This window comes from Paenibacillus sp. MAHUQ-63 (assembly GCF_028765165.1).
Classification (GTDB): domain Bacteria; phylum Bacillota; class Bacilli; order Paenibacillales; family NBRC-103111; genus Paenibacillus_E.
Map to the genome: position 1 here is coordinate 428,808 of NZ_JARADB010000003.1, position 12,327 is coordinate 441,134.

Consider the following 12,327-nt stretch of genomic DNA (forward strand, 5'->3'; position numbering starts at 1 on the left):
ATCGGTCTCCTCCTCTTGAGAATTCAAATCATTCAAACCAGCTTAAGCCGCGAACAGAGATTATGCAAGCTATGCAGCCCTCTTAGCTGCTCCCGGTTACGTTCAGCTAGTGCTGCCCGTGCAGCTGCAATCACCGCTTCCATGGCTTGCCAATGTCCGGCTGGAAGGCCTCGGACCGCTTGTTTAAGCCGGACTGTATCGCCGGAATACACGGCTTTTTGCGTCGATTTCAGGATCCATACTTTCACTTCCTGGAACTTGTCATACTTCCGGTAGTTATTGTTTTCATGACGCGCCGCGGCGATTAATCCGTCTTGTTCCCAATACCGAAGCGTCGAAGTCGGGATACCTGCCGTTGCGGACAGTTCTCCGATCGTCATCCATCCCGGCTCTGCGCTTCCGCTTAGAGCGAGCTTACTCATCAATCCCTCGGCTTCCTCCAGCACAAGCTTGTCCGCATGCGTGGCTGCCTGGGCCGCATTGATCAGCCAAAGCGCCGCCCCCAGCTCTTGGCGCTGAAGCAGGATGAGCACCTCCGAGGTGATTTCCATCCCGAACCCCGGCGACATGGCGACAATACATGTGAAATAAGCGATATGCTCGTCCGTATAGACCCTGTAACCATTGGAAGCCCTGCTGGCTGGAGGGACAATGCCCTTTGCTTCGTAATTTCTGAGCGAGCTGGTGCTGATGCCTAATTGGTTAGCGATTTCCGCCGGACGTAAGGTGCGGCTCATACGGCTCATGAAATCCCCCTCGATAAGGATGCATGCCTAAACAGCTTGTAAGGTTCGTAACTGGCATGACCATAATATTCCACATGAAAATGGCAAAACCTTCGCATTTGCTTGAATGTTATACAATCTAGCTGAAACTATAAATCGTTGGAGGTATACGTATATGCGAATGCTCAATGAAGTAAATCCAGACATGTCGATCGGCCAGTTGGCCGCAGTTTTATCCGATTATATAGAGCACAGCTGGAGGAACGTATTTCAGGCGAATGTTCAAGAGCTCGCAGCTTTGTTCCCTGAATTAGAGGATTCCACCTATGGGATGTATTTGGAGCGTCTTATCCCGCAGGCATGGCAGCAGCTGGAGCGCTGCGGATTTCATCACGCAGAACCTCCCGGCGCTGAAGATTTCGTTATTGCGGGATGCCTTAATTTTCGAGACTCGATGGAGAAAGCCGAATGGGGCAGTCCCGGGCATGAAATGCGAATCTTTTGGATTGTGCTGAACAATCGGCATAACCGTCCCATCGGCACGCTCGTTCTGTCATTTGCCCACTCTCACCTGGAATTCAACGTACCGGAGCAGCCCAAGTTCGAAGCTTTCGCAGAAACGGAACGCCGCGCCATCGTATCCGCCATTCTTCATAAACAAGGCAAGCGACCCCAAACTTGATTTTCTTGTAACTTTTTTCTTTGATTCTCGTATGAATGTGATAGATTTCGCCTGAATGATAGAGAGCTGCGATAATCGCCAATCTTAAGACGGAGGCATTCATATGGCATTCACCATTAGTAATTTAACGGACAATAACAACGTCGTCATCAAAGAGAAGCTGGGACCTTTCAGCGTGCTCGAGTATCAACAGGATTTGAGCAGCACCACCCTTGCCGACGCACAAGCCAACTTCTACATGACCAAGAGCAATATGAAGAAGAGACAAGTCATGATCGAACTGAATGGGGAAATCATGATGAGCGCTGGCGCGATGCAGTATTACGTGGGCAATATCGAGATGACCTCTGGAGTGAGAGGCGCGGGCGGCCTGCTCCGCAATCTTGTGGCAGGCGCCGTAACCGGAGAAAGTGCCGTCAAACCCGTGTACCGGGGTCAAGGCACCATCATGATGGAGCCGACCTACAAATATTTGTGGCTGATCGACGTCGACAATGACCATATCGTGCTGGATGACGGGCTGTTCCTGGCCTGCGAGACATCGCTCCAAACCCAGGTCGTATCCCGCAAAAATCTGTCTTCCGCCGCTCTCGGCGGTGAAGGCCTGTTCAATCTCAGCGCCCGAGGTAAAGGTGTGCTCGTCGTAGAGGCGCCGATTCCTGCGGAGGAGGCTGTCATTGTGGAACTGAAGAACGATACGCTCCGCGTCGACGGGAATTTCGCCATGATGTGGTCGCATTCGCTGGACTTTACGGTAGAACGGTCGGGCAAATCGCTGCTCGGTTCCGCGGCATCCGGCGAAGGACTCGTCAATGTGTACCGGGGAACCGGTCTCGTTTGGCTGGCCCCGCTGTCCGCTTATAAGTGAAGAAGCAATGGCTGCGCTGGCGGGGTTATCCCTGGGCGGCCATTGCTCTATGCTCATAAATCAACGCAATATTTACATTCCGCTAATTTGCCTCTGACAATTCTTGCGTACAATGAAACTATAAATCCTTGTAGCGGAAGCGGAGGCTCGGGTTCGATGAAGACAGTGAACATCGCTTGGATAGGCATTGCTTTGTTTTTCCTTACGGCGATCGGCGTGAGTGCGAATGAACTGCTCACCGTCGAACAGCCTCTTCAACCTACGGAAATGAATCCTGTCGTTATTCCTTACTCACCGGAAGTTTATGGCTCGACGGCTCAGTTCGAGTACGAATTCGAGTGGCTTGGCGGTAAAATTGAAGCGAACCCGCAATAGGCAGTATTTTTACCATTCGTGCAACGGCGGTTCCTGCTATAGACATATAGGGCTTTGAAACGAGTTACTTCCGTTTCAAAGCCCTATTTGCTTGATAGTGTTGAAATAGACACAAACTTCAATATAATAGGGTTAGTGCACCAACAGGCGGGAGGACAAGCCATGAACAAAGAAGATCAGGTCATCCTGGGTTTCAGGAATGTATTAAACAAGATGGTTTGGCTGAATAAGTTTAAGATGGAAGACAGTCTTAAGGGCCATAAGCCTTCTGAAGTACATTGCATCGAATACATCGGCAAACATGCAGATTCCAACGTGACCATACTGGCGGAGTCCTTTTATATGACTAGAAGTGCCATAAGTAAAATAACGAAGAAGCTCATAGAAAAAGGCTTGATCGAAAGCTACCAGAAGCCGGATAACAAGAAAGAAATTTATTTTAGGCTTACGGAGCAAGGGAAAGTGGTTGACCAAATCCATGAGGAACTGCACCAAGAGTTTCGAGCGCGGGACAAAGTCGTATTTGAGCAAGTAACCGAGGAACAATATGACAGTATGCTCAGCTTCTTGGAAAAGTATAGTAGGCATTTGGATGCAGAAATAAAGAAACAAGATATAGATATGAAATCGGAATAAACTTGAATTGTAAAACCACAGGCAGCCGGCCTCTATGGAGAACGAGCTGCCTCTTTCTTATCATCATTTTGTTGACAAGGAAACAAAAGGTCGGTATCTTTGTTAACAAGGAAACAAAACGTTGACTTTTGAAGGGAGATTTCCATGTTCAAATGTAGAGCACACCGTGAACAGAACATCGAACAAACCGTAGATAAAAGGGCTTTACTATTCGGTCTCATGTCGGTGTTTCTTTGCGGAATAGGCTTCAGTATCGTAGCACCAGTCGTTCCATTCTTAGTGCAGCCTTATATAAGCAATCCGGAAGCTCAGGCTATCGTTGTTACGCTGCTGACTTCCGTTTATGCCGTCTGCGTGTTTGCCGCGGCCCCCGCACTTGGAGCATTGAGCGACAGGTATGGCCGTCGTCCATTACTCTTAATTTGCCTGCTGGGTTCCGCAATCGGGTACCTCGTTTTTGGCCTCGGAGGAGCGCTATGGGTACTATTTGCCGGCCGCATCATCGAAGGTATCACGGGAGGGAGTATAAGCACGATCTTCGCCTATTTTGCCGACATTATTCCTCCGGAACAGCGAACCAAATACTTTGGATGGGCCAGTGCGGTTGTAGGGGCAGGCACCGTCATCGGCCCCACCTTAGGCGGATTACTTGCCAAGTTCGGCAATTCTACGCCCATGTATGTTGGGGCAATCATCACTATATTGCAGGTTGGTTATGGAATCTTATATATGCCAGAGAGCCTTGCCAAGAAGAATAGACTGAGCAAGATTACCCTGGTAAGATTGAATCCATTTAAGCAGCTTGCAAGTGTGCTTGCCATGAATAACTTACGAAGACTGCTTGTCGCAGCATTCTTACTTTGGATCCCCAATGGATCTTTACAAGCCGTTTTTTCACAATTTAGCTTGGATACTTTCAGCTGGATGCCCGCACGAATCGGACTTATGTTTTCAATAATGGGTGTCCAGGATATCCTTTCACAAGGCCTCATCATGCCGAAGCTTTTGATAAAACGGAATGATGCACAGATAGCCATACTTGGGATGATTTCGGAGATAATCGGCTACGGTTTTATTGCGCTATCCGCTTTGTTCTCCTTCTATCCGCTTTTTATCATCGGCATGTTTATATTCGGTTTCGGGGATTCAATCTTTGGGCCTTCATTTAATGGGATGCTCTCTAAGTCTGTCGAGGCTAGCGAACAAGGAAGGATTCAGGGAGGCAGCCAATCTATTCAGGCTTTAGCAAGAATGATTGGACCTATCGTTGGAGGTCAAATCTACGTATCGCTTGGTCATGCCGCACCCGCTTTCATGGGCATGATCCTTATCGCAGCGGCCATACCCGCTCTGTATAAGAGGACACGAGTTGTGATATAAACGGTCTCAATTATTTTAAGGCACGGATCTTCTAACGATCACGTGCCTTATGACTTTGCCGCTAATAGGCTTTAATGAAATTCACGTTGGTAAGTCTGAAGGTATAGTTAACCATGGTGTCGTCAAACCGGTCCAGCTTCGCCGTGAACGGCACATCGTCATTTGGCTGTACGCCGGTCACACTTGCTTCCGCGCTTGCGATCGCATTTCCCTTGCTGTCCAACATTTGCAAAGTGAAGCTGAAACCGCCATAGCCCTCGTACTTTGGCAGGCTCGCTACATAGATACGGCCCGAGACGCTTTTATCGCTGGACACCATTGTGGGTACGACATCGATGAATCCGAGGTTGTCTCCGGCAATCTTATCAGGATTCCGTTCTGTGCCCTCATCCATCATCCATGCATCGCCCTGCCATGTCTCTATCAGATACCATGTATTGCCCCATACATCTTTCATCTTGGCATGCGCATGTACGGTTTGCGGTGCCAGCGGGTCCAGCCTGCTTTGCAGATTCGGATAAGCGTAGGTGAGCGTTCGGTTCTTCAGCTCGATATTCTGATTGACGGTCTCTGTGCCGGACGGCTGTTCATACCGGTTGGATATCCAACCCGTCTTCCCGTCTTGCGTTGTAACTTTATAGAAATCCCCTTGTTGGGCTGTCGCCTCCAAGCTCTGGGGATCTATCGCTTCCGCGTCTCCCATATAAGGTTGATGAACCGGTGCCTTGAACAGCGATGCTTTTCCTTGGACATTCACCTTCACAGGAGGAGATAGCTTCGTTACATGTTCGATTACCAAAGCCTCTGTTGGCGTAAACCATTTGTCCCCCATCCACGTTTCCAATAGCCACGAAGGATTTTGCAGCGGACGGTAGAAAATTCCCTTCGTATGAACAATTTGCGAGGAAAGCGTAGTTCCGGTATAACCATACTCCGGCTTATTGTATAGAGGGATGACGCCTGTTACATCCAAATATTCATCCTTGGGCACCATCCAGCCGATTTCCGGCCAATCGACCTGCACCCATTGGTCGCCGAGCCAGCTCGTGCGGATCTTAACCCATTTCGGCCGGTCAGGGAAAGGCTTATACCAATCGGCTTCGGCTGCGACAGTTGGAACGTCCTGAGGGGACAGAGAGGCCCACGAAGGGGAGTCTTCATGAGGGCTGGCGTACAGCTTCGTTTCATGCAAAAGAGTGATCTTCTCCGGCAGCGTTGGCTCCCAGGCTTCCGCAGAGGCCATAGGCGCCGCGCTCCAAACGATTGCGCTTATTCCACATAATAAGGCCAAACTAAGTTTCATTCACGCACCTCCAGTTTCAGGCAAACATACAACGGAGGATACCCACCTCCTAGTATTTGGAATATATAGTTAGACGTTCGCTCCGTAAAAAAGTTGCAAATGAATGCGTCATCCTGTTCGTTTATTCCGCCTGCCGCTCGAAGGCCTCCGTGCTTTTTCCTGAGAAATACGGAACTACGAACGCACTGACAAGCGCCAGCACAATCAAGGCGATGAAGGCGCCCCCGCGAATATCTTTCACGGACAACGCCAAGATCAGAAGCACAATTCGCGAGGCATTCAAGAAGCATTCCCGCCACAGGAAAATCTTGGCCTCTGGATCGCCGTATGCTTCGCAATAATTCGGAACTGCCTTGTGTTCCACACCGTACCGAAATAAAACATGCCGATCGTCGTCAAAATATTGGAAACGATCAGAATCGGCGCTTTCGGCATAAGCGGCAGCAGAAAGCCCACCGATACGAATAACATGCCGATGGCCAGCCATGCGCCTTCGCGAACTTTCAGACGTCTGTACAGCATCATCGCCCCGATGGCGAAGCACGCATACAGCACGTTCAACGCTGCGATAATTAGCTTATCTTCGGAAACGGAGAACGTGAAGACCAGCGCAAACAGCACTTGAAACTGCAGGAAAATACCTGCGGCAAGCAGCGAAGGAACCATCCAGCGGAGCGCGCTGCTGGAGAAGACGCTGCGGAATCGGATCCCTTGGAACAATCGCTCCGGCTCACCGGCCAACGTAATGTGCGGAATATGGAACGAGACGAACAGCAGCAAAGCCACAAATAGAAACATCAACAGAAATGAACCCGAATACCCGATCCATTGAATAATCAAGGCAAAAGCAATCGGATTAATGATAGAAACGAGCTGGTTAATAATATTGGCAATGGAAAAGTACTGCTCGAAATCTCTTCCTTTCCCATAAACGCTAAGCGTAATGTTCTGCGCCGAGGCGTAAAATCCCCACATAACGCCGATCGGCACGGCAATGATGGTAATCCATAGAACCCGGTTGTCCAGCTCCAGCACCGATAGCAACAGGAAGACAATACCGCCGCAAACGGCATTCGTCCGAATCAATACCCGTGTCGTATATTTCGTTAACAATCTTGATCCCACAGCGAACGCAACCGTCCACGTGACGAACATCATTAAGTTGAACCATACCACTTCAGAGATATTGTTGTTTTTCTCCCAAATAAACAGATTCACAAATATCCCGATGTAGTTAAAGATAATCGTGGACGCTGCGTTCATGAGCAGCAGCCGCTTCATTTGACCGCTTATTTGCATTCTTTTCCAGCCGCCTTCTAGTATGTAGGTAAGTTTGACCGATCACTATCGACAAATAATTCGCTTAGGGCCGTTGGTTATCCTGCATAAAAAAATAACCGGCCGACATTAGCTGTCAGACCGGCTCTCCGCGCTTTCCTTCTGTCTCTTCCAAGCCTCATGCTGCTCCCGAACCCTTCGCCACAGCTCCGAGCGCTCCGAACTCGAGTAATGAACCAGCTTCTCATGGAAAACGGCTGCCATCACGTCTAGCCATTCGCTCTTGCTGCCGATCTCGTACGATTGGATGCCGGAGGCGTCCCATTTTTTCCAGACACAGCCCCTTAGCTCGTTGGTGTCATTCGCGTTGCGCTGCCGCATCAGAAACAGCTCGATCCAAGGCGAATCGCTCGAGCGGCTGTAATGCGCATGGTTCGGCTTGAACACCTCCAAGTCCGTCACAACCTCAGGCGCATAATCAACCCCGGCGAAAGCAAACTGCGGTTCGTGCTCCAAGCGCCAGCCATGCTCGGCGACAGAGGAGGCCCGCACTTGATACGTCTCATGCCCTTGCGGATAGTCTCCCGTTCGCAGCGGCAGCGGCTCATAAGGCATATCGCCAAGACCGACATCGACGATCCAGCGCTCCTCTTCGCCTGCCTCGTCAGGAAGGCTGACCGTTACGCCGAGGTGAAACCCGTTCACACGCGGATTCTCCCCTTTCGGCTGCACGCCGGCCCGGTGCCACGAAACGCGGTAGCCAAGACTTCGCAACAGCGTGCCGAAAGCGCCGTTCAAATGAAAGCAATAGCCGCTGCGCTGCTGAATCATCAGTGCGGCGGTTTCCCGCACATCGATGGACGTCGGCTTGCCCGCATAGATATCGAGAGTCTGCCAAGGAATCATAGCGACATGCGCCTTATGCAGCTCGAATAAGTAGGCCCGGGTCGGAGCCTGAATATCTGAAATGCCTAACCGCGCTAAGTATGCGGTTATTTCCGTTCTCGTTAACATTGCATCTACCGCCTTCCACAACTGTATATTTCTACTATATAATAGAACTGACCACTAAGAAATGGTCAGATTCCAACCAAATAAAAAGACAGTTAACGAGGTCGGTCATGCTGAATCTTAACCTTTCAACGGATATGTCCCGCCCGCTCTATCTGCAGCTGTACACGCAAATCCGGGACCAAATACGCAGCGGTACGCTGGCGTATGAATCGAGGCTGCCTTCCGTCAGGTCGCTGCAGCTTCAGTTCAATATGAGCAAAACGCCGATTGAAACGGCCTATCAAATGCTGGTGACAGAAGGCTATGCCATCAGCAAGCCGCGATCAGGTCTCTATGTCAGAAGGGGGTTCGAGCATGAACGCGGGCTTGCGCAGGATCCCGATCCCGGTTCAAGCCCTGTTATGCCCGGAGACAAGCCTGCGCATGGTTCAATCCCCCCCAATCCTGCAGCTTCTCTACGGCCGAGGGACAACTACCTCGTCGACTTCCGGGTGTCCTTGACGGATGAACCGTCCTTTCCGGTTCGCACCTGGAAGAAGATGCTTCAGACGGCCTGGGACACTTCATTCGGGCGTATATCCAAGTATGGGAATCCCATGGGCGAGTACTCATTCCGCACGGTGCTGGCAGCGTATTTAAGGAATTTCCGAGGCGTCGTTTGCAGGCCGGAACAGATCGTCATCGGCACCGGCATCGCCTATTCGATGGGCCTTCTCGCCAAGCTTTTCCCCCGCGACCTGCCGATTGCCTTCGAGGATCCCGGGTATGCGCCGGTCCAGGAGCCCTTTCGCCATGCCGGCTTCGAGACGCTGCCAATCCCCGTTCATGCCGCAGGCCTATCGCTCGAGCATCTGTACGGCAGCGAGGCGCAGGCCGTATACGTCACCCCGTCGCATCAATACCCAACCGGCTGTGTCATGCCCTACGCCGAGCGGGAGCAGCTGCTGCATTGGGCTGCGTCGCGCAGTGCCTACATTATCGAAGACGACTACGACAGCGAATTCCGCTATCATGGCAAGCCCATTCCATCCCTGCAAGGACTGGATCGCCATGCGCGCGTCATCTATATCGGGACGTTCTCCAAAGCGTTCACGCCCGCTCTGCGCATGAATTACATGGTGCTGCCGAGCGGTTTACTTAGCCAATTGAAGGAAAGGAAACATGTGCTGTATGCCCCGTCCAGCGTCGATCAATTGGCCATGCAATATTTTATCGAGCAAGGCCACTGGTTCCGCCATATTCGCCGGGTCCGCAGCGTGTACAGAAGAAAGCATCACAAGCTTATCGGTCTGCTGAATGAAACGTTCGGTCCGCACATCACAATTACCGGACACAGTGCAGGACTGCATATCCAAATGACCGTAAAAACGACGTACACCTCCCAGGATTTGGTCAAGATGGCGGCGAATGAACGCATCCGGGTGTATGATTCGCTGGAGATGCAATCGGGGGACCCTGCCCCGGGGTTTCCACAAATTTATATCGGCTTTGGCGGTTTAAGCGAGACGGAGATCGAATTGGGGATACGTCATCTTCACAAGGCTTGGGGCCCCTGTTGGTCCATCCAATAGAAAAGGCAGGCGGGACTCTGGGTAAGAGTTCCTGCCTGCCGGTTCGGTGCGGTGATTCCGTTATTTGGTTACGACAAGTTCTTGATGTCTGGAAATGACAATATCCATAATGCGTCTGTAAATTTCGGATGTATACGCCGGATTGATGCCGCTCTCTTCAGAGAGTTGGCGAATTTTCCGGAACTGCTCGGATTCGCGGCCGGGATCCTGGGCATGCAGCTGATTCTCCGCTTTGTAGATACCGACTTCCTCTGTGCATTGAAATCTTTGGGCTAATAGCTTTATAATTTGCTGATCGATTTGATCGATTTCGTTTCTCAATTGGTCTAGTCTTGTCATCTGAATGTACCTCCACATTTCATCCTGTGCTTCATCGCTTTTATGTAATAAAGGAATGGTATGATTCTAACAATATCATATCCTTGATTCTATTAGCAATAGGAGGCTGCTAGTTACAAGATTGCCCTCGTTCCGATGACCACGGTGGCATCCATATCCTCGGAGCTGACCACCTGCGGCGTCAGCCCATTGTCTGCAAAGATTCCGGCGGTGTACGGCGCCTGCTGCTCGCTGGTTTCGACGAGCAAATACCCGCCGGGCGCCAGCCAGCGCAAAGCCTCGGCAGCGATCCGCCGCTGAATATCAAGCCCGTCGACGCCGCCGTCCAGCGCTGTGCGCGCCTCGTGCTCGCGGGCTTCGGCGGGCAGGCGCCTGATCGCGTCCGTCGGCACGTACGGCGCGTTCGCCACGACGACGTCGATGCGCCCGCGCAGCGCTGCCGGCAGCGGGGCGAAGAGATCGCCTTCGTACACTTGGCCGCAGACGGCTGCCGCATTGCGGCGGGCACAGCGCACCGCCGCCGGGTCAATATCGACGCAGTGCAGCTCGATGCGTTCCATGGCGGCGGCCAGCGCCACCCCTAATGCAGCTGTGCCGCAGCATAGGTCGAGCACAACGTCCCCCGGCTTCGCGCAGCCGATAGTCTGCCGGAGCAGGAACTCCGTCCGGTAACGGGGGACGAACACGTGCGGATCCACCGCAATCCGGCGCCCGCCGAATTCCACCCAGCCGATGATGTGCTCGATCGGCAAGCCGGCAGCCCGCCGGTTCGCCATGTCGTCAAGCTCGTCCGCATCCCGTGCGGCTGCCATGAGCAGCCGGCACTCCTCCTCGGCGTACACACACCCGGCAGCCCGAAGCTTGGCCGTTACCCGGGCAAACAACCTCTCCCTATTCGCGTCCTCGAGACGCCCGAACTCGCTCACAGGAATACCGCCAGCGTTCCGCCTGCGGCTCCGGCCAGCACGACAATCCATGGCTGCACCTTCCAGAAGACAAGCAGGACAAATAATATAGAAGCCAGCACGAAGTCCGCAGGCGCTAGAATCGCCGACGTCCATAACGGATGATAGAGCGCCGCCAGCAGAATGCCGACCACCGCTGCGCCGATTCCGGCTAGCGCCCCTTGCGCTTTGGCGCTGCTGCGCAGCGAATTCCAGAAAGGCAGCGCACCTACGATCAGCAGGAATGCCGGGAGGAAAATAGCGACCGTCGCGATCGCCGCACCTGCCCACCCGTCTGCCACTCCTCCCAAGTAGCTGGCGAAGGTGAACAAGGGACCGGGCACGGCCTGCGCAGCGCCGTAGCCGGCGAGGAAGTCGGCTTTCGAGACCCAGTCTGCAGGCACGACCTCCCGTTCCAGCAGCGGCAGAACGACATGCCCTCCGCCGAAAACTAGCGAGCCGGACCGGTAGAAGCTGTCGAACAAGGACAGCCAATCCGCCGTTACGACTTGACGGAGCGCCGGCAGAAGGACTAGCAGCCCGAAAAAGGCCGCCAAGCATATCGCTCCGAAACGGCGGGAAACCGGAATGCTTAATGTCGTCGGGGCCGCCATCGCTTGATTGCTGTAAAACAGGATGCCGGCAATACCGGCAAGCACGATAAGCAGAATCTGACTGAAAGCGGTTTGCCACATGAGCGTCACCGCTGCGGCGGCGATGGCGATCGTTATTCGGGTGCGATCCGGTGTCAGCTTCTGCCCCATGCTAACGAGCGCTTGGGCGACAACGGCAACGGCGACAATCTTCAGACCATGGATCCAACCCGAATTGCCGATATCGGCGCCGTGCAGCAGCATGGCAAACAGGAACAGCGCGATGGCCGAAGGGAGCGTGAACCCGAGCCATGCGGCCAAACCGCCAAGCATCCCTCCGCGGATCAACCCGATGGCCATGCCAAGCTGGCTGCTCGCAGGGCCGGGCAAGAACTGGCATAGTGCGACGAGATCCCCATAGCTGCTTTCGTCCATCCATTTGCGGCGGCGAATGTATTCATTATGGAAGTAACCCAGGTGAGCAATAGGTCCCCCGAACGAAGTAAGTCCGAGTTTGGTAGAGACCGCCAAAATTTCCAGCAGCGTTCCGGCTTTGCTCTTGCCTGTCGGCTGGCTTCCGACATCTTTCATTTCCATCATTATCAGCTCCCAGCTTCTG

The 12,327-nt window shown here is 52.6% G+C and carries 14 protein-coding genes; 6 read left to right on the forward strand and 8 right to left on the reverse strand.

All coding sequences use genetic code 11. From position 1 onward, the window contains the following. Positions 1-32 precede the first annotated feature (32 nt). Complete coding sequence (locus tag PUT07_RS18210) at positions 33-746, reverse strand: MerR family DNA-binding transcriptional regulator (protein WP_274469775.1); 714 nt, start codon at positions 744-746, stop codon at positions 33-35. A gap of 154 nt (positions 747-900) precedes the next feature. On the opposite strand from PUT07_RS18210, the gene PUT07_RS18215 reads away from it, so the two are divergent. The 5 genes from PUT07_RS18215 (at position 901) to PUT07_RS18235 (ending at position 4,666) form a co-directional block, all read left to right on the forward strand. Further along, positions 901-1,407: a DUF6022 family protein gene (locus PUT07_RS18215; RefSeq protein WP_274469776.1), complete on the forward strand. Its 507-nt coding sequence runs from the start codon at positions 901-903 to the stop codon at positions 1,405-1,407. Positions 1,408-1,510: 103 nt separating this feature from the next. Beyond that, positions 1,511-2,275: an AIM24 family protein gene (locus PUT07_RS18220; RefSeq protein ID WP_274469777.1), complete on the forward strand. Its 765-nt coding sequence runs from the start codon at positions 1,511-1,513 to the stop codon at positions 2,273-2,275. A gap of 156 nt (positions 2,276-2,431) precedes the next feature. Continuing rightward, on the forward strand, positions 2,432-2,650 hold the full coding sequence (locus tag PUT07_RS18225) for a hypothetical protein (protein ID WP_274469779.1): 219 nt from the start codon (positions 2,432-2,434) through the stop codon (positions 2,648-2,650). A 162-nt stretch (positions 2,651-2,812) separates the two neighbouring features. Beyond that, the gene (locus PUT07_RS18230) at positions 2,813-3,286 is read left to right on the forward strand and encodes a MarR family transcriptional regulator (RefSeq protein WP_274469780.1); all 474 of its coding nucleotides are present in this window, start codon (positions 2,813-2,815) and stop codon (positions 3,284-3,286) included. Between the two features lie 144 nt (positions 3,287-3,430). Then, positions 3,431-4,666, forward strand: a complete 1,236-nt coding sequence (locus PUT07_RS18235; RefSeq protein ID WP_274469781.1) for an MFS transporter — start codon at positions 3,431-3,433, stop codon at positions 4,664-4,666. A 61-nt stretch (positions 4,667-4,727) separates the two neighbouring features. Here the strand turns inward: PUT07_RS18235 and PUT07_RS18240 are convergent, their stop codons facing one another. The 4 genes from PUT07_RS18240 to PUT07_RS18255 form a co-directional block, all read right to left on the reverse strand. Continuing rightward, entirely contained in the window at positions 4,728-5,969 is a 1,242-nt protein-coding gene (locus PUT07_RS18240; RefSeq protein ID WP_274469783.1) for an SH3 domain-containing protein, read from the reverse strand. Positions 5,970-6,090: 121 nt separating this feature from the next. Further along, positions 6,091-6,252 carry a hypothetical protein gene (locus PUT07_RS18245; protein WP_274469785.1) on the reverse strand — a complete coding sequence of 54 codons (162 nt, stop codon included), beginning with the start codon at positions 6,250-6,252 and terminating at the stop codon, positions 6,091-6,093. Beyond that, positions 6,249-7,268, reverse strand: a complete 1,020-nt coding sequence (locus tag PUT07_RS18250) for an MFS transporter (protein ID WP_274469787.1) — start codon at positions 7,266-7,268, stop codon at positions 6,249-6,251. The genes PUT07_RS18245 and PUT07_RS18250 overlap by 4 nt, the downstream gene beginning before the upstream one ends. A gap of 108 nt (positions 7,269-7,376) precedes the next feature. Further along, positions 7,377-8,261 (reverse strand): arylamine N-acetyltransferase family protein, encoded by an 885-nt coding sequence (locus tag PUT07_RS18255; RefSeq protein ID WP_274469788.1) that lies wholly within the window; start codon positions 8,259-8,261, stop codon positions 7,377-7,379. A gap of 107 nt (positions 8,262-8,368) precedes the next feature. On the opposite strand from PUT07_RS18255, the gene pdxR reads away from it, so the two are divergent. Beyond that, positions 8,369-9,832 (forward strand): MocR-like pyridoxine biosynthesis transcription factor PdxR, encoded by a 1,464-nt coding sequence (pdxR, locus tag PUT07_RS18260; protein ID WP_274469791.1) that lies wholly within the window; start codon positions 8,369-8,371, stop codon positions 9,830-9,832. A gap of 60 nt (positions 9,833-9,892) precedes the next feature. Here pdxR and PUT07_RS18265 read toward each other — a convergent pair whose 3' ends face one another. The 3 genes from PUT07_RS18265 to chrA form a co-directional block, all read right to left on the reverse strand. Further along, positions 9,893-10,171 carry a chorismate mutase gene (locus PUT07_RS18265; protein ID WP_274469793.1) on the reverse strand — a complete coding sequence of 93 codons (279 nt, stop codon included), beginning with the start codon at positions 10,169-10,171 and terminating at the stop codon, positions 9,893-9,895. A 113-nt stretch (positions 10,172-10,284) separates the two neighbouring features. Continuing rightward, positions 10,285-11,055, reverse strand: a complete 771-nt coding sequence (locus PUT07_RS18270; RefSeq protein ID WP_274470872.1) for a putative protein N(5)-glutamine methyltransferase — start codon at positions 11,053-11,055, stop codon at positions 10,285-10,287. A gap of 38 nt (positions 11,056-11,093) precedes the next feature. Next, positions 11,094-12,305 (reverse strand): chromate efflux transporter, encoded by a 1,212-nt coding sequence (gene chrA / locus PUT07_RS18275; RefSeq protein WP_274470873.1) that lies wholly within the window; start codon positions 12,303-12,305, stop codon positions 11,094-11,096. Between the last annotated feature and the right edge of the window lie 22 nt (positions 12,306-12,327).

Excerpts from the sequence above, each read along its gene's own strand:
- PUT07_RS18210 (WP_274469775.1), bottom strand. The coding sequence starts at position 746 with ATGAGCCGTATGAGCCGCACCTTACGTCCGGCGGAAATCGCTAACCAA.
- PUT07_RS18215 (WP_274469776.1), top strand. The coding sequence starts at position 901 with ATGCGAATGCTCAATGAAGTAAATCCAGACATGTCGATCGGCCAGTTG.
- PUT07_RS18220 (WP_274469777.1), top strand. The coding sequence starts at position 1,511 with ATGGCATTCACCATTAGTAATTTAACGGACAATAACAACGTCGTCATC.
- PUT07_RS18225 (WP_274469779.1), top strand. The coding sequence starts at position 2,432 with ATGAAGACAGTGAACATCGCTTGGATAGGCATTGCTTTGTTTTTCCTT.
- PUT07_RS18230 (WP_274469780.1), top strand. The coding sequence starts at position 2,813 with ATGAACAAAGAAGATCAGGTCATCCTGGGTTTCAGGAATGTATTAAAC.
- PUT07_RS18235 (WP_274469781.1), top strand. The coding sequence starts at position 3,431 with ATGTTCAAATGTAGAGCACACCGTGAACAGAACATCGAACAAACCGTA.
- PUT07_RS18240 (WP_274469783.1), bottom strand. The coding sequence starts at position 5,969 with ATGAAACTTAGTTTGGCCTTATTATGTGGAATAAGCGCAATCGTTTGG.
- PUT07_RS18250 (WP_274469787.1), bottom strand. The coding sequence starts at position 7,268 with ATGCAAATAAGCGGTCAAATGAAGCGGCTGCTGCTCATGAACGCAGCG.
- PUT07_RS18255 (WP_274469788.1), bottom strand. The coding sequence starts at position 8,261 with ATGTTAACGAGAACGGAAATAACCGCATACTTAGCGCGGTTAGGCATT.
- pdxR (WP_274469791.1), top strand. The coding sequence starts at position 8,369 with ATGCTGAATCTTAACCTTTCAACGGATATGTCCCGCCCGCTCTATCTG.
- PUT07_RS18265 (WP_274469793.1), bottom strand. The coding sequence starts at position 10,171 with ATGACAAGACTAGACCAATTGAGAAACGAAATCGATCAAATCGATCAG.
- chrA (WP_274470873.1), bottom strand. The coding sequence starts at position 12,305 with ATGGAAATGAAAGATGTCGGAAGCCAGCCGACAGGCAAGAGCAAAGCC.